This window comes from Achromobacter insolitus, from assembly GCF_002209555.1.
Lineage (GTDB): Bacteria > Pseudomonadota > Gammaproteobacteria > Burkholderiales > Burkholderiaceae_B > Achromobacter > Achromobacter insolitus.
Genome location: NZ_NJIF01000011.1, coordinates 39,735 through 60,490, shown reverse-complemented (window position 1 = coordinate 60,490; position 20,756 = coordinate 39,735). Strand labels below are relative to the sequence as shown.

Genomic DNA, 20,756 nt, shown 5'->3' with positions numbered 1-20,756 from the left:
ATTCGTCTTGGGAGCGGCCCGGCGACTCATCGTGCAGCCTCCGTTTGTTCGGTGTCTTCGTCGTCTTCGCGGCCCAGGTAGGCTTCGATGACCTGTTCGTTGTTGCGGATTTCCTCGGGCCCGCCGCAAGCGATGATCTTGCCGAAGTTCAGCACCGCGATGCGTTCGCACAGCCCCATGACGAAACGCATGTCGTGCTCGATCATGAGGATGGTGTAGCCGCGGTCGCGGATGGCCAGGATCTCGCGCATGAGTTCGGCGCGCTCGCCGGTGTTCATGCCGGCGACCGGCTCATCCAGCAGCAACAGCTTGGGCTCGGTGGCCAGCGCGCGCGCCAGCTCGAGACGGCGCTGTTCGCCGTAGGACAGGTTATCGGCCAGATCGTTGGCCTTGTGGTCCAGGCGCATCCACGTCAGCAGTTCGTGCGCGCGTTCACGGGCGCGCTTTTCGTGCTCGCGGTAGCCCGGCAGGCCCAGCAGCAGGCTGGGGAAGCCGTAATTCATGTGACGGTAGGCCCCCACCACCACGTTTTCCAGCAACGTCATTTCCTTGAAGAGACGGATGTTCTGGAAGGTGCGGGCGATGCCCATGCGCGTGATGCGGTGCGGCTTCTTGCCCAGGACGCTCTGGCCGTTGAACGTGATGGCGCCGCCGCTGGGCGGCAGCAAGCCAGTAATGAGGTTGAACACCGTGGTCTTGCCGGCGCCATTGGGGCCGATCAGGCCGAAGATGGCGCCCTCGGGCACGGACAGGCTGACGTCATGCAGCACATGCAGGCCGCCGAAGCTCTTGGAGACGGAAGAAAGCTCAAGCATGGCGCTTGCCTCCCTGGCGTCCTTGGCGCATCCAGCGCTTGAAGCGCGCCGGATCCCAGATGCCTTGCGGCAGGAACAACACAATCACCACCAGAATCACTCCGTTCGCGACCAGGCGCAGATCGGCAAAACCGCGCAGCATTTCGGGCAACACGGTAATGATGAAGCTGCCCAGCACGGGACCGGCCAGGCCGCCAATGCCGCCCAGGATCGCCATGGTCAGGATTTCCACGCCACGGTCGAAACCGTATTCGTTGGGACCGATGAAGAAGGTCAGGTGCGCGTTCAAGGCGCCAGCCAGACCCGCGATCATCGCGCCGGCCACGAAGGCCAGCATCTTATTGGCGCGCACATCGATGCCCATGAGGCCTGCCGCGGTTTCATCGCCGCGGATGGCGTCGAACGAGCGACCGATCTTGGAGGCGCGCACGCGCCACAGCACGAACAGCACGATGACGACCGCCAGCACCACATGCCACCACTGGGTCAGCTGCGGAATGCCGTTAAGGCCCAGCGCGCCGCCGGTAATGGACTCGGTGTTGAGGATGGTCACGCGAACCACTTCGCCGAAACCCAGCGTGGCCATGGCGAGGTAGACCCCGGACAGCCGCAAGGTCGGCAAGCCGATCAGTGCCGCCACCAGCGCAGGCGCGGCCATGCCGCCGGCAAGCGCGACCGAGAACGGCGCGTCGTAGTTCATGGTGAGCAGCGCGGCGGTGTACGCCCCGATGCCCATGAAGGCTGCATTGGCCATGGCGAGCATGCCGCAAGCCAGGGTCAGCCAGATGGAGAGGGCCAGCAAGGCGTTGGTGCCCAGCGTGAGCACCAGGTTGCCGTAGATGGCCCAGAAATTTTCGAATCCGCTCATTCTTTAAGCCTTGCGTTGAACCACTTTGCCGAACAGACCTTGCGGGCGCACCAGCAGGATCAGGAACAGCAGGCCGAAAGCCACCGCATCACGCATGGTGGAGCCGATATAGGCCACCGACAGCACCTCGGCAAAACCGAGGAACAGGCCGCCCAGCATGGCGCCGCGGATGTCGCCCATGCCGCCCAGGATGATGACCGCGATGCCCTTGTGCAGCATGGGCTGGCCCATCAGGGGGAACAACGCGTTCGAGTACAGGCCGATCAGCACGCCGGCCACGCCGCCCAGGGCGGCAGCGGCGAACGAGGTGGTGACGAACAGCTTTTCGACGTTGATGCCCAGCAGCCAGGCAGCCTTGGGCGATTCGGCGATGGCGCGCAGGGCGCGGCCGAATTGCGTGCGGCGCATGACGAACATCAGCACGGCCATCAGCGCGAAAGACAGGAAGATGATGCCCAGTTCGATGACGGTCAGGTGCAGGCCGGCGATCTCGATCACTTCCTCGGGCACGGTGCCGTGCGGGAAGCGCAGGTTGCTGGCGCCGAAGATGCCCTGGGCGGAATTATTCAGGATGATGCCCACGCCGATGGTGGCGATCATGGGGATCAGGTGAGGCGCGTTGCGCTTGCGCAGCGGCTTGAGTACCAGGTAGTCGATGATGACCCCGGTAAAGCCGGCGACGAAGAACGCGGCCATCAGCGCCGCCCACAGGGGCAGGCTGAATTGCTGCACGACGAACAGTGCTGCGTAGGCGCCAACCATGAAAACGGCGCCATGCGCCAGGTTGATCACCCCGAGCACGCCGAAGATCAGCGTGAAGCCCAGCGCGAACAGTGCATACACACAGCCCAGCGACAAGGCATTGACGAATTGTTGTTCGAACATGATGGGACTTTCCAAAGCTGTGAGGGCCCCATGCAGCGCCCACTGCATGGCCTTGAGCCTCCTGGCAAGGAGGCGATTCTTTTAGGGTGACGGCCCTGCGATAAAAAGCGCCTTGCGGACGGCCGGGCCATCCGCAAGGCGCATCCCCCCGCGCGGGGATGCGTAGCGCTTACTTTTCGATGACGTACTTGCCGTCCTTCGTCACGCTGACGATGGGGGCCTGGTCGGCATCGTAGCCGGCGGGCTTGCCGGCGCGGTCGTTGGCTTGACGGAACTTGAACGCGCCGGTGGCGCCGGTCCACGTGACCGAGGGCAGCGCGTCGCGCAGGGCTGCGCGATCCTTGGGCAGTTCGCCGGAGAGCTTGACGTTCTTCAGCGCCTGGGCGGCGATGTACATGGCGTCGTACGACTGGGCCGCGAACTGGTCGGGCGCGCCGTTGAACTTGGCCTTGTACGCGTCGATGAACTTGACGTTCTCGGGCGCCTTGTTCTCGATCGACCACGGGCTGCCGATCCACAGATTGTTCGACGCGCCGCCGGGGGCCAGGTCGAAAATCTTGACCGAGTTCATGCCGTTGCCGCCGATGACCGGCACGTTCAGGCCGAGCTGGCGGGCCTGGACCATGATCGGAGCACCTTCGGCCAGCAGCGCGGACAGCACGATGGCGTCGGGGTTGGTGCCCTTGATCTTGGTCAGCTGGGCCTTGAAGTCCACGTCGCCCTTGGCGAACGTTTCGGTCGTCGTGACCGGGATCTTCTGGTCTTCCAGGGCCTTCTTGAAGTTGTCGTAGCCGCTCTTGGTGAAGACGTCGTCGTTGCCGTACAGGACAGCGACGTTCTTCAGGCCGGTCTTGGCCTTGACGGTGGAGATGGTGGCGGGCAGCACGTCGGCTTCCGTGACCGAGTTGCGGAACACGTAGTTGCCGATGGAGGTGATGCCGTCGGCGGTGTTCGAGGTGCCGAAGACGACCGTCTTGGCAGCCTGGGCGATCGGGTCGGCGGCCTGAGCCGAGTTCGACAGCGTCGGGCCGAAGACCATCAGGACGTTGTCCTTGAAGATCAGTTTCTTGAAGACGTTGATCGCTTCTTCTTTCTTGCCTTGTTCGTCCTCGACCACGAGCACGATCTTGTTGCCGTTGATGCCGCCGGCGGCGTTGATTTCATCAGCAGCAAGCTGGAAACCGTTGCGGATCGACACGCCGTACTGGGCGGCGCCGCCGGACAGGGCTTCCGCCACACCGATCTTGATGTCGGCCGCATGGGCAGCCGGGACGATACCGGCGGCGATCAGCGCGGCCAGCAGCTTCTTGGTCTTGGATTGCATGGTTGTTACCACCTTAAAGTCTGTCTCGGAATATTGGTAATCCGGGCTGATGTAATCCTGCCGGATTGACGACGAACGCCGCCTAAAGGCGCCGTGTTTGCGCGTCAAGACCCGGGATATTACTCCTTTGTATCAGGCGGATACTCGAACGCCATTCAACAAAAGCCTACAAACCGCCCATTTTTTTGTAAAAAACGTGTGGTTACTAGCAAAAACCCTAACGCTGGCCGAATGATATTCGGCAGGCGTAAGTGTCCTACGTTCTGGCCGATAACGCCACGCCCAGATACTGGTCGTAGGCGCTTTCGGTCAAACGGAACCATGGCATCTCCCTGTCGCGAAAACCCATGTAACTATCGTGCATCGCCTTGAATCTGGGGTCTTTGGCGGCCAAGTCCTTATAGACTTGCTGCGTAGCCTCGAATGCCAGATCCATGATGGATCGCGGAAATGCGCGGACTTGCGCGCCATTAGCCGTCAATTGAGCCAGCGCCGCCGAGTTGCGGGCGTCATAGCGGGCGATGGTGGCGGCATGCGCAGCCTGCGCGGCGGCCTCGACAAGGGCCTGATAATTCTTGGGCAGCGCGTTCCAGGCCTCGTCATTGATGTAAAGCGACAGCTGTTCCCCGGGGGCCCACCAGCCCGGTGCGTAGTAATACTTAGCAACCTTATTCAGGCCCAGCTTGTCGTCGTCGTACGGCCCCGCGCCGGCCACCGCTTGCAGGCCGTCCTTCTCGAAGGCCTCAGTCAGTTTGGCCAGGTCCGCCTGCTGTGGCGCGACACCCAGTTTGGCCAGCACGTCGCCCGCCAAGCCGCCGACGCGCATTTTCAGGTCCTTCAGGTCGCCGGCGCGCTTGATTTCCTTATTGAACCAACCCCCCATCTGGGCACCGGTGTTGCCTAGCGGAAAGTTGATGATTTTTTCCGGCTTGAAGAGCTCGCGGGTGAGCCGCAGGCCGCCGCCTTCGCTCATCCAGGCGTTCATCTGCCTTGCGTTCAACCCGAAGGGCACGGCAGCGTCGAAGCAGAAGACGGGATTCTTGGCGTAGTAGGCGCGGGACGAAGCATGACCGCATTCCACCTTCTTGGTGGACACCGCTTCCATCAGGTCCGCGGCGGGCACGATGTCGCCCTCGGGGAAGTGGCGGATGTTGAATTTCCCGCCGGTGGCTTCCGAGACAAATTTACAGAAGCTTTCGCCCGCTCCGATGCGCAGGTCCAGGGTGCTGGGGAAGCCGGAAGACAGGCGCCAGCTCAGTGAGGGCATGTCCTGCGCGAACGCGGGCGCGCTGACTGCGGCGCCGGTAGCGACGGCGCCGAGACCGGCGTGCTTCAAGAACGAACGTCGTTGCATCTCTTTGCTCCTTTACAGCAACACCTGGGACATCAAGCGATACCCGCCGGATATTACACGCTGATATCGGCCTGCCTTGCCACACTATCAGGTAAGGGATTGCAAAGACCGGAACGACTGCGGCGATCCGGTAGCCGGCCGCGGCACACGGGCCGCGGCCGCCCGGAGGATCAGGTTCCGGCGATCGCCATCTGCTCGATCAGGATCGAGCCGGTGGTCTTGGTGCCGCGGGAAATCGTGTCGGCGCCGACCGCCACGATCTGCTTGAACATGTCATTCAGGTTGCCCGCGATCGTGACTTCCTGCACGGCGTGCTGGATCTGGCCGTTTTCCACCCAATAGCCGAACGCGCCGCGCGAGTAGTCGCCCGTCACGTAGTTCACGCCCTGGCCGATGAGTTCGGTGACGAGAAAGCCCGTGCCCATCTTCTTGAGCATGGCTTCGAAGTCGTCACCCCGGCGGGTCAAGGTGGAGCTGAACACCAGATTATGCGACCCGCCCGCATTGCCGGTGGTCGTCAGGCCCAGCTTGCGGGCAGTGTAGGAAGAGAGGAAGTAGCCTTCCAGCACGCCGGCCGACACCACGCTGCGGCGGCGCGTGCGCACGCCTTCGTCGTCAAAGGGCGAGCTGCCCATGGCGCCGGGGATATGCGGATCCTCGGTGAGGTTGATGTGTTCGGGAAAAATGGGCTTGCCCAGCGAGTCCAGCAGGAAACTGGCCTTGCGGTACAGCGCGCCGCCGTTGGCCGCCTGGGTCAGGGCGCCAACCAGCCCCAGCGCCAGCGGCGCTTCGAACAGGACGGGAAATTTGCCGGTGCGGATGCGGCGGGCCGACAGACGCGAGAGCGTGCGCTCGGCGGCGTAGCGGCCGATTGCTTCGGGCGAGGCCAGCTTGGCCGGATCGCGCTCGGAGCTATACCAATAGTCCCGCTGCATGCCGTTGCCGCGGCCGGCGATGGGCGCCACCGACAAGCTGTGGCGCGAATAGGGGTAGCCGCCCAGGAAGCCGCGCGTGTTGCCCATCACGAACTGGCCTTCGTAGGTGCCCACGGTCGCGCCATCGGTGTTGGTAATGCGCGGATCGACCTCGCGGGCAGCACGCTCGGCGCGCAGCGCCAGCTCCGCGGCTTCTTCGGTGGACACGCCCCACGCGCGGTGCAAGTCCAGATTGGGGAATTCAGTGGCCAGTTGATCGGCGTCGGGCAGGCCGGCGGCCGGATCGGCGGCGGTATGGCGCGCGATGTGCCAGGCGGCTTCCACCGTCTGGCGCAGCGCCGCTTCGGAAAAATCGGAGGTGGAGGCGGAGCCGCGGCTCTGGCCGGCGTAGACCGTCAGGTCCAGCGAGCGGTCGCGCGTCTGTTCGACGGTTTCAATGTCGTTCTTGCGGACGGAGACCGACAGGCCCAGGCTTTCCGAGACTTCCGCCGCGGCGTCGGAGGCGCCGATCTGGCGCGCATAGGCGAGGGTTTGTTCGACGAGTTCGGAAAAACGCGCGTGATTCGCCGCCAGCGGCAAGGATGAGGAGGATTTAACCATTGCTGTCCAATTTGCAGAGACGGTTATCATAGCCAAGTCTGTCATTGCGCAGTTTTCCATGAATTCCCATACTGAAGAAGAATCCGTCGACGACGGTTACGACGAGAACGGCTACGACCGCCCCAGCAAGTCCCAGATCAAGCGCGAGATGCACGCCCTGCTGGACCTGGGCAAGCAGCTGATCGAACTGTCCCCCGAACGTCTCAAGCAGTTGCCCCTGGAAGAACGCCTCTATGAGGCGATCCGCATGGCGCAGCGCACCACCGGGCGCGAAGGCAAGCGGCGCCAGGTTCACTTCGTGGGCAAGCTGATGCGCGACGCGCCGGCCGACGAGATCCGCGCCCAGCTCGATATCTGGGAAAACGGCTCGCGCGAGGAAACCGCCGCCATGCACCGGCTGGAAACGCTGCGCGACCGCCTGCTCGACGACGACGATGCCCTGACGCGGTTGCTCAATAGCAATCCGCAGGCCGACGTCCAGCAACTGCGCGCCTTGATCCGCGCCGCCCGCAAGGAAAAGCTGGCCAACGCCGCCCTGCTGCAAGGCCAGGAGCCGCAGAAGAAGCATTACCGCGCGCTGTTCCAGGCCCTGAAGACCCTCACCCTCTGATTCACCACCCTCAGTCCATGAACGCTCCGACCGACCTGCTCGATTGCATCGAGATCGAAACCGCTCCCAACCCCACGCATGCCGTGATCTGGCTGCACGGCCTGGGCGCCGACGGCAACGACTTCGCGCCCATCGTGCCGGAGCTGGACCTGCCGGCCGGCGTGTCGGTGCGCTTCGTTTTCCCGAACGCGCCGGTGCAGCGCGTGACGATCAATAACGGCATGGCGATGCGCTCCTGGTACGACATCCTGGTCATGGACCTGGTGCGCGTCGAGGACGGCCAGGGCATCCGCGCCTCGGAGGCCCAGATCCACAAGCTGATCGCGCGCGAGAACGCCCGCGGCATCCCCACGTCGAAAATCGTGCTGGCGGGCTTTTCGCAGGGCTGCGCCATGACCCTGCATACGGGCATCCGCCTGCCGGAAAAGCTAGCGGGCATGATGGGCTTGTCGGGCTATCTGCCGCTGCTGGACACGGCCGAGGCCGAGCGCAACAGCGCCAATCAGGACACGCCCATCTTCCTGGCTCACGGCCAATACGACCCGGTGGTGTCGCTGCCGCGCGCCCAGGCCTCGCTGGCCGAGCTGCAGCGGCTGGGTTACGACGTGCAATGGCACACCTACCCGATGCCGCACTCGGTCTGCGCCGAGGAAGTGGCGGATATCTCCAAGTTCCTGAAGCAAGTCCTGGTCTGAAGACCATGCGGGGCCGCGCCCGGCGGCCCTGATCGCGGCAGAGGGGCGCGCCGCGCCCTGCCCGCCCACTCGCAGGCCCTGGCGGCCTGCGATTTCATTTTGTATACCAACTGATATTCCAGTCTGGAATTTTCCTAGGCTGCCTTTCCTGCGTCCATAGAGAAAAACGCCAACTTCAAAAAGCTTGTCGCCTATTTGCATTGAATATAGTATTCGATCCAAGCCTTACCGGCCCGGGCGAGCAGTTCGGGCTTCCCTGTTGTTGCAGTCGAGTCGATCCATCCCATTGGCCGTGTTGCGCCGGGTTTCGGCGTGGCATTCAAGACGCAGGAGAAAGTCCCGTGAAATTCTTGCCATCGCCCCGTCTGGCGGCAGCGGCGCTGCTAGCGTTGCTCGCCCCCCTGGCCGCCCAGGCCGAAGCCCTCAATCCCCCGGTGAAGATCCGCTACGAAGAAGTCGTGCGGTCCATTCTTTACGTGCCCAAGTACGTGGCCCTGTCGCAGGGTTACTTCAAGGACGCCGGCCTGGACGTGTCCATGAAGACCTCGCAAGGCACCGACAAGGGCATGACCGCCCTGCTGTCCGGCAGCGCCGACATCGTGCTGATCGGGCCCGAGGCCTCCATCTACGTCCACAACAGCGAATCCCCGGTCAAGCCCAAGATCTTCGCCGGGCTGACCGCCACCGACGGGTTTTTCCTGCTGGCGCGCAAGCCGGTGGAGAAGTTCGACTGGTCCATGCTCAAGGGCAAGGAAGTGATCGGTTTCCGTCCGGGATCCAACCCCATCGTGTTCCTGGAAACGGCGTTGCGCAAGCACGGCGTGGATCCGCAAAAGGACGTAAAGCTGCTGAACAACATCGGCATTCCAGCGCGCGCAGGCGCGTGGATGGCAGGCCAAGGGGAGTACGGCATTTTTCTTGAACCCGAGGCCGGCGAGCTGGTGCGCAATGGCAAGGGGTACATCGTCGCGTCCGTGGGCCACGAAGTCGGCCAGGTGGACTACACCGTATTCACCGCCACCGATAAATACATCCGCGACAACCCCAAGGTCATCCAGGCCTGGACCAACGTGGTGGCGCGCGCCGAGAAGTACGTAAAGGACACTCCCGCCGCCACGCTGACCCCGCAGATCATGAGCTACTTCCCCGGTATGGACCAGGCCGCCGTAACCGAGGCCATCGAACGCTACAAGCAATACCAGATCTGGAAAACCACGCCGTTGGTGACGGCGGAAGCCATGAACCAGTTGCAGGACATGCTGATCGCCAGCGCGGTCATGAAGGACAGCGCCCGCGTGAAGTACGAAGACGTGGTGGTGGCCGACTTCGCCAAGAAGGCTCAATGATGGGAGCCGTCATCCACAACCTGAAGCCGGATACCGCCACGGCGAAGATCGAACTGCGCGAGGTCTGTCTTTCGTACTTTACGCAGGAAGGCGAGACCGAAGCACTGTCGAACGTGTCCTTCACGCTGGCGGCGGGCGAATTCGTCAGCCTGATCGGGCAAAGCGGCTGCGGCAAGAGCACACTGCTGTCCCTGATCGCCGGCCTGATTCCGCCCACCTCGGGCGCCGTGATGATAGATGGCCAGGCCGTGACCAAGCCGAATCCTCGCATCGGCTACATGCTGCAGCAGGACTATCTGTTCGAGTGGCGCACCATCCTGGACAACGTGATGCTGGGCGCCGAGATCCAGGGGCGGCGCGATGCGCGCAGCGAAGCCCGCGCCGTGCACCTGCTGGAGAAATGCGGCTTGGGCGCTTTCCTGTCGCATACGCCGCGCCAGTTGTCGGGCGGCATGCGGCAACGCGCCGCGTTGGCTCGCACGCTGGTCACCGAACCCGACGTCATCCTGCTGGACGAGCCCTTCTCCGCGCTGGATTCGCAGACGCGGCTGGCGATCTCCGATGAAGTGGTGGACATTCTGCGGCGCGAGGGCAAGACGGTGGTGCTGGTCACCCACGACATCGGCGAAGCCATCGCCATGACGGATCGCGTGATCGTGCTGTCGCGCCGGCCCGGCCGCCTGAAAAGCCAATACCGCATCCACTATGGCGACGGCCAGGCCAGGCCCACGCCATTCCAGGCGCGTTCGCGGCCGGAATTCAATACCTACTTCAAACAGCTATGGGACGAGCTGGACGTCCACGTGGAGGGTTGACCATGAACGCGCCCATCGCCAACACCGTACCGCTACGCGCCGTGCGCGCGCCCAGCGAGAAGTACCTGAACTATCTGCGGCGCGACCGCGCCCGCCGCAGGCACATCCGCATCGCGCAGGCCCTGCTGCTGGCCGTCTTCCTGTGCGCCTGGGAAATCCTGCCGCGCATGCACATCCTCAACCCCTTGCTGACGAGCTATCCCAGCGCGCTATGGCCCACGTTCATTGAACTGTGGAACAACGGCAACCTGGGCAAGCACATCATGACCACGCTCAGCGCCACGCTCGTGGGCTTTGGCCTGAGCATGGTGATCGGCATCGTGGTGGCGGCCGCGCTGTGGTGGTCCGACTTCCTCTACAAGGTGCTGGACCCCTTCCTGGTGGTGGCCAACGCCATGCCCAAGATCGCCTTCGTGCCGATCTTCTACCTGTGGCTGGGTTCGGATTACGCGGTGTACGGCATGGCCGTCGCCATCGCGGTCTTCGTGACCATCATGGTGGTTTACGCGGGCTTTCGCGGCATAGACCTGAACAAGGTGAAGCTGGCCCACACCTTCGGCGCCAGCCGCTGGCAGGTGCTGACCAAGGTCGTGCTGCCGGGCAGCGTCCCCACGCTGATCGCTGCTGTAAAGATGAACATCGGCCTGGCGCTGGTGGGGGTCATCGTGGGCGAATTCCAGTCGGCGGACTCCGGCCTGGGCTTTCTCATCATGAACGGCAGCCAGGTGTTCAAGCTGAACATCGTTATGACCGCCATCGCCATACTGGCCGTGATCTCCAGCGTGATGTACCTGATCGTCTACCGCATCGAGGCCGCCATCGCGCGGCGCTACGGATAAGGAACCGCCATGGAATTCCCGCAATGGGTAAAGGACCGCGTGATCGCCCGCCAGGGCTGTCTGCATCCCTATGACGAACTGCCCGCCGCGCGTCTGGCCGTGGTGGTGGTGGACATGCAGCAGTACTTCACCCTGCCGGGCTACCAGGGCGAATGCGCCCCCGCGCGCGAGATCATCGCCCCCATCAACCGCCTGTGCGACGCGGTGCGCGCCGCCGGCGGCACCATCGTGTGGGTGCAGACCTCCTCGGACAACGCCGATTCGTTCTGGTCCCACCACCATGGCGTGATGTTGACGCCGGAGCGCAGCGCCCGGCGCCTGGAAACGCTGCGGCGCGACGCTCCCGGCTACGCGCTGCACCACGACCTGCATGCGCACGACGCGGACCTGCGGGTGACCAAACGCTTCTACAGCGCGATGGCGCCCGGTTCGTCCGAACTGGAGCCGCTATTGCGCGGGCGCGGCGTGGACACGCTGTTGATCGCCGGCACCGTCACCAATGTGTGCTGTGAATCCACCGCCCGCGATGCGATGATGCGGGACTTCCGCACCATCATGGTGGATGACGCGCTGGCTGCGGTCACGCCGGCCGAACACGAAAACGCGCTGCATGGCTGGATGCTGTTCTTTGGCGACGTGCTGTCGGTGGACGAATCGATCGCGCGCTTAAAGCCCGTCCAGGCGGCCAGGAAGACCGCCTGAACGAACGTCCCGGACCTGGCGGGATCAGGACAGGTTCAGCCAGACCCGGCGCATCGTCGGGTCTTCCGGATCCGCGTCGTTGGTGAAGCCCAGGCTGGTCATCAGCGCCAGCATGGGCCGGTTGGTCGACAGCACCAGGCCATCGATGTATTCCAGCCCCTGCTCGCGCGCCGCGTCGATCAGCGCCGACATCAATTGGCGGCCCAGTCCGCGCCGCTGCCAGTCGTCGCCAATCACCAGCGCATACTCCGCCCCCCGGCCGTCGGGATTGCGCAGGTAGTGGGCAAAGCCCACCAGCACCTCCCGAGGATGGCCGCGGTTGGCCGGATTCGGCACCTGCGTGGCGGCCACCAGGGCCAGCTCGCGGTGATAGTCCACCTGCGTATAGCGCGACACCATGCGCGGCGTCAGCTCGCGCATCATGGACACAAAGCGCATGTAGCGCGAACGTTCGGACAAGCCTCGGATGAATTCCTGCAGCGGCTCGGCGTCCTCGGGCCGGATCGGGCGCAACACCCAGGGTATGCCGTCCGCGAAACGCCGCACCTGTACCAGCCGCGCTGGATAGGGATGGATCGCCATGTGGGGGTAGCCCGCTGTCTGTGGCGATTCACAACCCGGCTTTTCGGTCAGGGTCATGCGCAGGCCGCCGGCGCGCAAATGCGTTTCGCCGGCGTATAGAGGATCGATGTCCAGGGACTCGATATCGGGCAGTTCCGACACCAGTTCTGACACCAGCACTACCGCCTGCTGCAGCGCCTCGGCGGCCATATGGCCGATGCGCGGCGCCAGCACCCGGCGCCACAGCCGGCTGCGCTCGATCAGTTGGCGGGCCAGGAAGCCGTTGAGCGGCGGCAGGTCCATGCCACGGTCGGACAGGGACAGCACCGCGTCCGGGCCGCCCGCGCCGAAGCGGATGACCGGGCCGAATTGCGGATCGCGCCGCACCCGGATCGCCATGGGGCGGGATTCCGGCTCGGCCGCGGCCACGTCCATCGGCGTGTCGCGCAGCGGCACGTAGAACAGGGCCAGCAGGCTGCGGATCTCGGCGGTGTTCAATTCGCGCCGGCACTCGGCGCGCACGCGCGCCAGGATCTCGCGCGCGGCCGCCAGGTCCGGCACGTGGCTGGCCGGCTCCGGCGGCTGCGTCTGCAGCAGCAGTTGCTGGTTGTAGTGGTGGGTCGCGAGCACGCCGAAAGCGTCCGCAGCCGACTCAGGCGTGCGGAATGCCGACGTGCCCGCGTCGTCCAGCATGCGCCGCAGCGGCCGCATGCCGGCGTCGCCCATGAAACACGTCACGACGGGCTTTTTCGCCTTGGGGGCAATCTGCGCCAGTTCACGCGCCACGGCCTGCATGTCGGCCAGCGCGTCGGGCGCCAGCAGCACCAGCACACCGTCCACACCGTTATCGTCCAGCACGGCGTCCAGCATGGCCCGTATGCGTTCCGGCGTCAGCGGCGTAAACGTGATGACCGGGTTGGCGGTGGCGGCGTCCGGCTCCAGCATGGCCGCCAGCGCGCGCTGGGTCGCGGGGGCCAGTTCCGCGCGCAGCACGGCGGCGTCGGGACCGATCAGGTCCATCGCCAATTGGGGAGGACCGCTGCCGTTGGAAATCAGCGCCACGCGCCGGCCCTTGGGGCGCCGCGTGTAGCCCAGCACCTTCACCGCCGAGAACAACTGCACGAAGTAGCGCACGCGGACCGCGCCGGCGCGGCGCAAGGCCGCGTCGAAGATGGCGTCGCCGCTGTCGGTATCGGACCGGCCGGCCTTCAACACAATCACGGGCTTGACCGAGGCCGCCGCGCGCAGGGTGCTCATGAATTCGCGGGCTGGACCCACGTCTTCCAGATAGAGCACGATGCTGTCCGTGCGCGGATCGCTGGCCAGGTAGTCCAGCACCTTGGACAGGCCCACCACGGCTTCGTCGCCCAGCGACACGGCGGTGGAGAAACCGATGTGCACGTCCTCGGCCCAGTCCATGACCGCGGCCATGATGGAGCGAGACTGCGCCAGCAACGCCACGCGGCCGGCGCGCGCCAGCACCGGGTGCTGGCTCAGGTTCAGGCCTGCGTGCGGACGCTGGGCGCCAAAGGAGCGCGGCCCCAGCAATTCGCAGCGGTTTTCCTCGGCCCAGGCACGGCAGAGCGCCAGCGTGCCGCGCGGGTAGGGATCGGGCAATTCATGCGGCAGCAGGATCACGGAGCGCGGCGCCAGGGATGACAGCCGGCGCAGCGTTTCCGGCAGGACGGCGGGCGATACGCAAACCAGGGCCAGATCAGGCCGTTCGCCCTTGGCCAGGCCTTGCAGCGTATCCGGCAGATCCGGCGCGGCGCCGACCTCGCAGGCGACGACCGTGGTCTTGCCCTTGAGCGCGGGGGGCAGCGAAGCCGCCGCCGGCAGCGGCCGGTCGGCGACGATCACCAGCGAGGCGGGCTCGAACATCGGGGCGAGAGCGTGTCGCAACATGGTGTTAGCAGGCCCTAATCTAAAATAGCCTTCATCGTAACAAGACAATCCCGCTCTACGTTTGACGCGGGCCCAGCCTGACGCCGTTTTGTGGCGCCGCAGCCGCTATCATTGCCACCTATGACTTCCAACGCCTCTTCTCCCATTCGTACCCGTTTCGCGCCCTCGCCCACGGGTTTCCTGCATCTGGGCGGCGCCCGCACCGCGCTGTTCTCCTGGGCCTTCGCGCGCCACCACAAGGGCACGTTCGTGCTGCGCATCGAAGACACGGACGTCGAACGCTCCACGCCGGAAGCGGTGCAGGCCATCCTGGACAGCATGGACTGGCTGGGCATGCAGCCCGATGAAGGTCCCTTCTATCAGATGCAGCGCATGGACCGCTACCGTGAAGTGGTTGCGCAGATGCTGGCCGCCGGCACCGCCTACCACTGCTACAGCTCGCCCGAGGAAGTGGAAGCCATGCGCGAAGCCGCCCGCGCCCGCGGCGACAAGCCGCGTTACGACGGCACCTGGCGCCCCGAACCCGGCAAGACCCTGCCGGCCATCCCGGAAGGCCGCAAGCCCGTGGTGCGCTTCAAGAACCCCCAGGAAGGCGCGACCTCCTGGAACGACATGGTCAAGGGCACGATCAGCTTCGACAACACCGAACTCGACGACCTGATCATCGCGCGCCCGGACGGCACGCCCACCTACAACTTCTGCGTCGTGGTCGACGACTGGGACATGGGCATCACCCACGTGCTGCGCGGCGATGACCACGTCAACAATACCCCGCGCCAGATCAACATCCTGCGCGCGCTGGGCGCCACCCTGCCCGAATACGGCCACGTGCCCATGATTCTGGGCCCGGACGGCGAAAAGCTGTCCAAGCGCCATGGCGCCGTCAACGTCATGGAGTACGACAATGAGGGTTACCTGCCCGAGGCCATGGTCAACTACCTGGCGCGCCTGGGTTGGAGCCATGGCGACGACGAACTTTTCTCGCGCGAACAGCTGGTGTCGTGGTTCGACACCAAGCACCTGTCCAAATCGGCCTCGCAGTGGGATCCGAAGAAGCTGAACTGGGTCAACGCCCACTACATCAAGCAGATGGACAACGCGGAACTGGCCGAACGCGTGGCGCCGCGCGTGGCGAACCGCGGCGGCCATCCGGAAAAGATCGACCTGCCGGGCGTCATGGGCCTCTTGAAAGATCGCGCCGAAACGCTCGAACAACTGGCCGACGGCGCCATGCTGTTCTGCGCCGAATTCAAGGGCGCGCCCGCCGACCTGGCCGAGCAGCACCTGACCGCCCCGGCGCGTGAAGCCTTGGCCGACTTTGCCCAGCGCGCCCAGGACGCCGACTGGAGCCGCGAAGCCCTGTCCGCCCTGATCAAGGCCGTGCTGGCCGACCGTGGCATGAAGATGCCCCAGCTGGCCATTCCCCTGCGCGTCGCGGTAACCGGCCAGACCCAGACCCCCGCCGTCGACGCCGTGCTGGCCTTGCTGGGCAAGCAAACGGTGCTCAAGCGCCTGGCAGCGATCTGACCGCCGCTTTCCCAAACGCACCGCGGGCCTTGCTCATTCCCGGATGAGCAAGGCCCGCAGTGTTTTTCAGCGAAGCTTCTTGGTGCGTGGACAGGCCCTAGGCCTGCTGGACCGCCGCGCGCGCCTTCAACGCGCGCGCAAAGAACGCTCCCAGCAGCGGAAGCAGCACGGCCGAACCTCCGAATAGCGCGGCCGGCCCGATCTCATCGACCACCGCGCCTGCCAGGGCCACGCCCGCCGCTTGCCCCATGAAGAGGCAGGACGCGAACCACGCCACCGCCGTGCCCCGCGCCGAGGGCACCATCTGGGTCGCGTTCGTCTGCAGGGTGGCATGCAGCAGGTAGTAACCGAAACCGGCCAGCACGCTGGCCAGCAGGCTCCACACCCAGACCGGCCCCAGCAAGTAGGACAGGAACGCCGCCCCCAGGACCAGTCCGCCGGCAATCGCGAGGCCGCGTTCACCCAGGCGCTTCAGGATGCGGCCGGCCACGACCGTGTAGATCAGGCCGCCCACCGCATACACGGCCACCAGCGCGCCTGCGGCGGTCAACGAGATGTCGAAGCGTTCATGCAGGTACGAAGGCGCGAAAGCCAGGGCCCCGAAGACCAGCAGGCCCTCGACGAATACGGTCGCCAGCACGATCCGGGCCCAAGGCGTGCCCAGCACCAGCCGGGCCTGCGCAACGAATCCTTGGCGAACCGCGGCCGGGTCCACCTGGCCGAGCCCCAGGGCCCGCTGGCGCCGCACTTCCAGCAACAGCAACACGCCGACTATCAGGTAGCCGCAGACCAGCGCGGCAAAGGCCCAGCGCCAGCCCACCGTATCGGCGAACAGGCCGCCAGCCAACTGGCCGGCCGACATGCCCAGGATGGTGCCGGTCAGAAAGCGGGCCAGCGTGGCCTGGCGCCGTTCATAAGGGACGTTGTCGCCGATCCAGGCCATGGACAAGGGCACGATGCCCGCGCCCGCGGCGCCCGACAGCACGCGGCAGAACACCAGGACATCCAGAGTCCCGGCCATCACCGCCCCGGCGCTGCCCAGGGCGCAGGCGAAGGTCGCAATGCTGACGACACGGTACTTGCCGTAGCGGTCGCCCAGCGGGCCGAAGAACATCTGCAGCACGCCATAGGCCACGGCAAACGCGGTCACCGCGCGCGCGGCCTGGCCCGTGGTGGTGCCGAATTCCGCCGCAAGTTGCGGCAACATGGGGTCGCAGATGCGAAAGGCGCTGGCGCTGACGAAGGCGGCCAGGGCAAGCAGCGCGATGGCGCGCGCTTCGGAGGACAAGGCAGGCATGGATGACCGGCAGCGGGGATGGGTGAAGACCGCACCTTACCGCAGCCCGGCCATCTTGGCTTTGCGGCGGGGCGGAATGTCCGCCCCGCGCAACGCTCAATAGGACAGACGGTAGCCCGTGGGCATGCGGCGCGCAGTCATCACCTGGCCGCCGTTTTTCAGCTCGCGCATCGTCAGTTTGGTCTTCTCGAGCTTTTCGACGCGATAGCGGTTCAGGTAGATCGGATCGTTGGCATCCACGAGCTCGCCGGCGGACTTGGTGGTCTGCATCGTATAGATACCGTCGGCCACGCTCCAGCAGCCGGTCTCGCGCAACGCGGGACGCGTCTTGCGGCCGATCTTCAGCAGGGACTCGTAGGCCATGGTGCCATCGGCGGACAGCACGAGCAGCGATTGCAGGTCGCCGCTGACGTCGCGCGGGCGGCTGTTCGACAGCCAGGTGCCTATCATGGGATCGCCGGCCTTGGCGGGCACGCAGGCGACCGGCTTGGGCGGTTCCGCGGGCTGGGCCTCGGTGATGGTGGCGGGCTTCCTGGCGGCGCAACCGGCCAGGATCAGAACGGCGCAGGCAATGCCAGCCGAACGCAAATACACACTGCTCATGACTTCCTCAACACGTCTGTCGACGCGCCGCGCCGATCACCCCGGCACGTCCCTCGCGCAGCAAACATCACGCACTCTAAAGAGCCGTTTGCGAAGAATCAACGGCGATCCGCGCCACGTGCAATTGCGCAACAGTCCGCCCCGGAATTGCCCGGTTTTATGGCCGCAAATCGCAAAAATGCGTTGGTTTCAAGCGACACTGCGGCCGCGTTTCGCAGCCTTCGCCCGCAGCATTTCCTCCATGCGTTCGGCGGCTGGAGACAAGCTGCGCCCCGCCAGGCGGGTGATGCCCAATTCGCGTTCAATGCGCGGCCCGGACAGCGGCACGAAGGCCAGGCCCCGGGAGTCCGGCGGCACGCCCAGCCGCGCCAGCACCGTGACGCCCACGCCCCGCTCCAGCATGGCCAGCAGCGACATCATGTTGGACACGAAGACCTGCCGATCCAGCATGAACGCGGCCTGCGGATAGCCGGCAAGCTGGCGATGCGCAATGGTCCCGACCAGGGGCAGGTCTTCGATCTCGCGCCAGGTCACCGACTTGCGCCGCGCCAGCGGATGGCCGCGATGGCAGACCAGGCCGAAGGCGTCGCGCAGCAAAGGCTCGAACGCCAGCCGCCGGTCCTGCGACACCGGGCTGCACACGCCCAGCTCCACCTCTCCCGCCAAGACCATCCGTTCCACGCCTTCCGAGTTGTCGTCGAACAGGCGCAGCGCCACCGCGGGATAGCGTTCGCGATACGCAGCCACCAGCTCCGGCAACCAGTGCGTCGCCACCGTGGCCACCGAGGCCATGGTCAAGGTGCCGGCCTGATTGGTGGCCAGCCCCGACAGCGCGCTTGCCACGCGATCGTGGTGCTGCACCAGCTCGCGCGCCAGCGGCAGGCAGTCCTGGCCGAAGCGCGTGAGCGTGCCGCGGTTGCCTGGCTCGAACAGCGGCTGCCCCAGGCGTTGCTCCATTTCGCGGATGGACAACGACAGCGCCGGCTGGGAGCGGAACGCCCGGGCCGCAGCAGCGCGAAAACTGCGCAGCTCGGCCACCAGCAGGAAATGGCGGTAATGGGTGATGGAAAGTTCGGGCGATGAACGCATGTGCGCCCCAATTAGTAGAACTTATCCAATCATATGAAAAATAAAGTTTTCTGATCACATGCGCCCACCTAATATGGCCGCACCATGAATGCCGACTCCCTGCTCGCCCCGCCGCCCGCCTTCGCCGACCCGCTGGATTTCAGCCTCGTCGACCACTTGCCCGCCCGCCCTGCCGGCAGCGGCCGCCTTGTCGTTGGCGCCGCCCCGCAAGACGCCAGGCCGGGCCTGCTGTTCGTGCCCGGCGCGTATCACGGCGCGTGGTGCTATGCGCACTACCTGGCCTACTTCGCCCGCGCCGGCCTGGCCTGCGCGGCGCTGGACCTGCGCGGCCACGGCGCGCTGCCCCAGGACGCCTCGTTCTCGTCAGCCACCATCGCGGACCTGGGCCAGGACGTAATCAGCGCACTGGATGCGCTGTCGCACCCCACGGTCGTCGTGGGGCACAGCATGGGCGCGCTGCCCGCGCTGCTGGGCGCCAGCCAGCGCGCGGTGGCGGGCGTAGTCTTGCTGGCCCCCTCGCCTCCTGGCGACCTGCCCGGCGCCCAGGCGCTGCCTCCCGTCCCCGATGGCGTGCCGCGCCGCGCCCCGAACGAGCATGAAATACGCGCGCGTTTTCTGGCGACCTCCCCGGACCGCGACATCGGGCCCGTGGCGCAGCGCCTGTGCGCCGAAAGCCCGGAAGTGCTGAACGACCGCTATCTGCTGCGCGTGCCCGTCGATGCCGCCGCCATCGGCGCGCCCGGCCTGTGCCTGGAAGCGGGGCTCGATACCCATGACCGGCATCCGCCTGGCCAGGACCTGGCAATCGCGCGCCGCTTCGGCTTTTCGCACGCGGTGCTTGCCGGCCAGCCGCATTGCATGATGTACGCCGATCAGTGGCAAGTCAGCGCCGCAGCCATTCTGGGTTGGCACCGCGGCCTTTTCGGCTGACCGCAAGAAACCCTAGGACAACAACGACGCGCAATCGCGCCATCAGGAGACAACCATGTCCATTCCCCGCTACCTCCGCCCGGCGCTGATCGGCGCCGGCCTGCTGCTGGCCGCGGCCGCGCATGCCGCCGGCTGGCCCGAAAAGCCCGTAACGCTTATCGTGCCATCCGCCGCAGGCGGCGCGGCCGACCTCACCGCGCGCACCCTGGCCCAATACCTGGGCGAGAAGACCGGCCAGACCGTGGTGGTCGAGGACCGTCCGGGCGCCGGCGGCATCGTCGGCACCAATGCCGCCAAGAATGCGGCGGCGGACGGCTACACCTTCCTCCTGTCCACCAACTCCACCCATTCCGCCAACCAGTTCCTCTATAAGAGCCTGCCCTACGACGCGCAGAAGGACTTCCGCCAGGTCGGCATGCTGGGCACCTTCGGCACCGTCGGCGTGGTATCGCCCGACAGCCCCTACCGCACGGTTCCCGATCTGGTCGCCTACGCCAAGAAACATCCCGGACAGGTCTTCTTCGGCTACTACAGCTCGTCCTCGCAAGTGCCGTCCGAACTCCTGAAGCAACGCGCCGGCATCGAAATCACCGGCGCGGCCTACAAGAACATCACGCAGATCATCACCGACCTGCGCGGCAAACAGATCAACTTCGCCTTCGTGGACTACCTGACCGCCATGGGCCAGATCGACGGCAAGGGGTTGATCCCTATCGCCGTCACCGGCGCCCAGCCGCAACCGGCCTGGCCCAGCGTGCCGACCATGACCAGCTATTACCCGGATTTCGTCGTTGCCGGCTGGCTGGGCCTGTCCGCCCCCGCGGGCACGCCGCCGGACATCGTGGAGAAAATGAACGCCCACATGCAGGCCGCGGTCAAGGACGAAGCCACCGCGAACAAGCTGCGCGCGCTGGGCCTGACGCCCGAATCGATGGACGTGGCGCGCTTCGATGCCTTCGTGAAGGAAGACACTGCACGCTGGAAGGAATGGATCCGAATCTCGGGCATCCAGCCCCAATAAGAACGCGGTCCCCTCTATATATAGATACGGAGGGG

At 65.5% G+C, this 20,756-nt stretch carries 19 protein-coding genes; 9 read left to right on the top strand and 10 right to left on the bottom strand.

All coding sequences use genetic code 11. The features are described 5' to 3' along the window. Nucleotides 1-26: 26 nt before the first annotated feature. From CEY08_RS25460 to pmbA, 6 genes are all read right to left on the bottom strand, one after another. Nucleotides 27-815 carry an ABC transporter ATP-binding protein gene (locus CEY08_RS25460; protein WP_076816418.1) on the bottom strand — a complete coding sequence of 263 codons (789 nt, stop codon included), beginning with the start codon at nt 813-815 and terminating at the stop codon, nt 27-29. Beyond that, nucleotides 808-1,683 (bottom strand): branched-chain amino acid ABC transporter permease, encoded by an 876-nt coding sequence (locus tag CEY08_RS25455; RefSeq protein WP_013391409.1) that lies wholly within the window; start codon nt 1,681-1,683, stop codon nt 808-810. Before CEY08_RS25455 ends, CEY08_RS25460 begins: the two co-directional genes overlap by 8 nt. A gap of 3 nt (nt 1,684-1,686) precedes the next feature. Further along, complete coding sequence (locus CEY08_RS25450; protein WP_042796329.1) at nt 1,687-2,568, bottom strand: branched-chain amino acid ABC transporter permease; 882 nt, start codon at nt 2,566-2,568, stop codon at nt 1,687-1,689. 169 nt (nt 2,569-2,737) lie between these two features. Beyond that, nucleotides 2,738-3,892, bottom strand: coding sequence for an ABC transporter substrate-binding protein (locus CEY08_RS25445; RefSeq protein WP_076816420.1), 1,155 nt, complete (start codon nt 3,890-3,892; stop codon nt 2,738-2,740). A 256-nt stretch (nt 3,893-4,148) separates the two neighbouring features. Further along, nucleotides 4,149-5,246 (bottom strand): TRAP transporter substrate-binding protein, encoded by a 1,098-nt coding sequence (locus CEY08_RS25440; protein WP_076816423.1) that lies wholly within the window; start codon nt 5,244-5,246, stop codon nt 4,149-4,151. Nucleotides 5,247-5,416: 170 nt separating this feature from the next. Beyond that, nucleotides 5,417-6,781, bottom strand: coding sequence for a metalloprotease PmbA (gene pmbA, locus CEY08_RS25435; protein WP_063639785.1), 1,365 nt, complete (start codon nt 6,779-6,781; stop codon nt 5,417-5,419). A gap of 58 nt (nt 6,782-6,839) precedes the next feature. Between pmbA and yjgA the strand changes: the two genes are divergently transcribed. From yjgA to CEY08_RS25405, 6 genes are all read left to right on the top strand, one after another. Then, the gene (gene yjgA, locus CEY08_RS25430; protein WP_042796326.1) at nt 6,840-7,391 is read left to right on the top strand and encodes a ribosome biogenesis factor YjgA; all 552 of its coding nucleotides are present in this window, start codon (nt 6,840-6,842) and stop codon (nt 7,389-7,391) included. A gap of 17 nt (nt 7,392-7,408) precedes the next feature. Further along, on the top strand, nt 7,409-8,086 hold the full coding sequence (locus CEY08_RS25425) for an alpha/beta hydrolase (RefSeq protein ID WP_076816425.1): 678 nt from the start codon (nt 7,409-7,411) through the stop codon (nt 8,084-8,086). 341 nt (nt 8,087-8,427) lie between these two features. Then, a complete protein-coding gene (locus tag CEY08_RS25420) occupies nt 8,428-9,432 on the top strand; it encodes an ABC transporter substrate-binding protein (protein ID WP_042796324.1) in 1,005 nt (334 codons plus the stop codon). Then, the gene (locus tag CEY08_RS25415; protein WP_042797538.1) at nt 9,432-10,247 is read left to right on the top strand and encodes an ABC transporter ATP-binding protein; all 816 of its coding nucleotides are present in this window, start codon (nt 9,432-9,434) and stop codon (nt 10,245-10,247) included. Before CEY08_RS25420 ends, CEY08_RS25415 begins: the two co-directional genes overlap by 1 nt. A gap of 2 nt (nt 10,248-10,249) precedes the next feature. Then, nucleotides 10,250-11,086: an ABC transporter permease gene (locus CEY08_RS25410; RefSeq protein WP_042796323.1), complete on the top strand. Its 837-nt coding sequence runs from the start codon at nt 10,250-10,252 to the stop codon at nt 11,084-11,086. Nucleotides 11,087-11,095: 9 nt separating this feature from the next. Continuing rightward, nucleotides 11,096-11,788, top strand: coding sequence for a cysteine hydrolase family protein (locus CEY08_RS25405; protein ID WP_076816427.1), 693 nt, complete (start codon nt 11,096-11,098; stop codon nt 11,786-11,788). 24 nt (nt 11,789-11,812) lie between these two features. On the opposite strand, the gene CEY08_RS25400 is transcribed toward CEY08_RS25405, so the two are convergent. Beyond that, nucleotides 11,813-14,254: a bifunctional acetate--CoA ligase family protein/GNAT family N-acetyltransferase gene (locus CEY08_RS25400; protein ID WP_063639789.1), complete on the bottom strand. Its 2,442-nt coding sequence runs from the start codon at nt 14,252-14,254 to the stop codon at nt 11,813-11,815. A gap of 120 nt (nt 14,255-14,374) precedes the next feature. Between CEY08_RS25400 and gltX the strand changes: the two genes are divergently transcribed. Beyond that, on the top strand, nt 14,375-15,781 hold the full coding sequence (gltX, locus tag CEY08_RS25395) for a glutamate--tRNA ligase (RefSeq protein WP_063639793.1): 1,407 nt from the start codon (nt 14,375-14,377) through the stop codon (nt 15,779-15,781). A 97-nt stretch (nt 15,782-15,878) separates the two neighbouring features. Here gltX and CEY08_RS25390 read toward each other — a convergent pair whose 3' ends face one another. The 3 genes from CEY08_RS25390 to CEY08_RS25380 all read right to left on the bottom strand — a co-directional run bounded on the left by CEY08_RS25390 (nt 15,879) and on the right by CEY08_RS25380 (nt 18,770). Continuing rightward, the gene (locus CEY08_RS25390) at nt 15,879-17,078 is read right to left on the bottom strand and encodes an MFS transporter (RefSeq protein WP_042796320.1); all 1,200 of its coding nucleotides are present in this window, start codon (nt 17,076-17,078) and stop codon (nt 15,879-15,881) included. A gap of 96 nt (nt 17,079-17,174) precedes the next feature. Beyond that, on the bottom strand, nt 17,175-17,681 hold the full coding sequence (locus CEY08_RS25385) for a hypothetical protein (RefSeq protein ID WP_063639796.1): 507 nt from the start codon (nt 17,679-17,681) through the stop codon (nt 17,175-17,177). 189 nt (nt 17,682-17,870) lie between these two features. Continuing rightward, nucleotides 17,871-18,770 carry a LysR family transcriptional regulator gene (locus tag CEY08_RS25380; protein ID WP_063962511.1) on the bottom strand — a complete coding sequence of 300 codons (900 nt, stop codon included), beginning with the start codon at nt 18,768-18,770 and terminating at the stop codon, nt 17,871-17,873. 84 nt (nt 18,771-18,854) lie between these two features. Here CEY08_RS25380 and CEY08_RS25375 point away from each other — a divergent pair, with 84 nt between their 5' ends. Together CEY08_RS25375 and CEY08_RS25370 are read left to right on the top strand one after the other, a co-directional pair. Beyond that, nucleotides 18,855-19,700: an alpha/beta hydrolase gene (locus tag CEY08_RS25375; protein WP_076816430.1), complete on the top strand. Its 846-nt coding sequence runs from the start codon at nt 18,855-18,857 to the stop codon at nt 19,698-19,700. A gap of 55 nt (nt 19,701-19,755) precedes the next feature. After that, entirely contained in the window at nt 19,756-20,721 is a 966-nt protein-coding gene (locus CEY08_RS25370; RefSeq protein ID WP_063639801.1) for a Bug family tripartite tricarboxylate transporter substrate binding protein, read from the top strand. The last annotated feature ends 35 nt before the right edge of the window (nt 20,722-20,756 follow it).

Excerpts from the sequence above, each read along its gene's own strand:
- pmbA (WP_063639785.1), bottom strand. The coding sequence starts at position 6,781 with ATGGTTAAATCCTCCTCATCCTTGCCGCTGGCGGCGAATCACGCGCGT.
- CEY08_RS25455 (WP_013391409.1), bottom strand. The coding sequence starts at position 1,683 with ATGAGCGGATTCGAAAATTTCTGGGCCATCTACGGCAACCTGGTGCTC.
- CEY08_RS25445 (WP_076816420.1), bottom strand. The coding sequence starts at position 3,892 with ATGCAATCCAAGACCAAGAAGCTGCTGGCCGCGCTGATCGCCGCCGGT.
- gltX (WP_063639793.1), top strand. The coding sequence starts at position 14,375 with ATGACTTCCAACGCCTCTTCTCCCATTCGTACCCGTTTCGCGCCCTCG.
- CEY08_RS25415 (WP_042797538.1), top strand. The coding sequence starts at position 9,432 with ATGGGAGCCGTCATCCACAACCTGAAGCCGGATACCGCCACGGCGAAG.
- CEY08_RS25375 (WP_076816430.1), top strand. The coding sequence starts at position 18,855 with ATGAATGCCGACTCCCTGCTCGCCCCGCCGCCCGCCTTCGCCGACCCG.
- yjgA (WP_042796326.1), top strand. The coding sequence starts at position 6,840 with ATGAATTCCCATACTGAAGAAGAATCCGTCGACGACGGTTACGACGAG.
- CEY08_RS25440 (WP_076816423.1), bottom strand. The coding sequence starts at position 5,246 with ATGCAACGACGTTCGTTCTTGAAGCACGCCGGTCTCGGCGCCGTCGCT.
- CEY08_RS25380 (WP_063962511.1), bottom strand. The coding sequence starts at position 18,770 with ATGCGTTCATCGCCCGAACTTTCCATCACCCATTACCGCCATTTCCTG.
- CEY08_RS25425 (WP_076816425.1), top strand. The coding sequence starts at position 7,409 with ATGAACGCTCCGACCGACCTGCTCGATTGCATCGAGATCGAAACCGCT.
- CEY08_RS25450 (WP_042796329.1), bottom strand. The coding sequence starts at position 2,568 with ATGTTCGAACAACAATTCGTCAATGCCTTGTCGCTGGGCTGTGTGTAT.
- CEY08_RS25370 (WP_063639801.1), top strand. The coding sequence starts at position 19,756 with ATGTCCATTCCCCGCTACCTCCGCCCGGCGCTGATCGGCGCCGGCCTG.
- CEY08_RS25460 (WP_076816418.1), bottom strand. The coding sequence starts at position 815 with ATGCTTGAGCTTTCTTCCGTCTCCAAGAGCTTCGGCGGCCTGCATGTG.
- CEY08_RS25390 (WP_042796320.1), bottom strand. The coding sequence starts at position 17,078 with ATGCCTGCCTTGTCCTCCGAAGCGCGCGCCATCGCGCTGCTTGCCCTG.
- CEY08_RS25405 (WP_076816427.1), top strand. The coding sequence starts at position 11,096 with ATGGAATTCCCGCAATGGGTAAAGGACCGCGTGATCGCCCGCCAGGGC.
- CEY08_RS25385 (WP_063639796.1), bottom strand. The coding sequence starts at position 17,681 with ATGAGCAGTGTGTATTTGCGTTCGGCTGGCATTGCCTGCGCCGTTCTG.
- CEY08_RS25400 (WP_063639789.1), bottom strand. The coding sequence starts at position 14,254 with ATGTTGCGACACGCTCTCGCCCCGATGTTCGAGCCCGCCTCGCTGGTG.
- CEY08_RS25410 (WP_042796323.1), top strand. The coding sequence starts at position 10,250 with ATGAACGCGCCCATCGCCAACACCGTACCGCTACGCGCCGTGCGCGCG.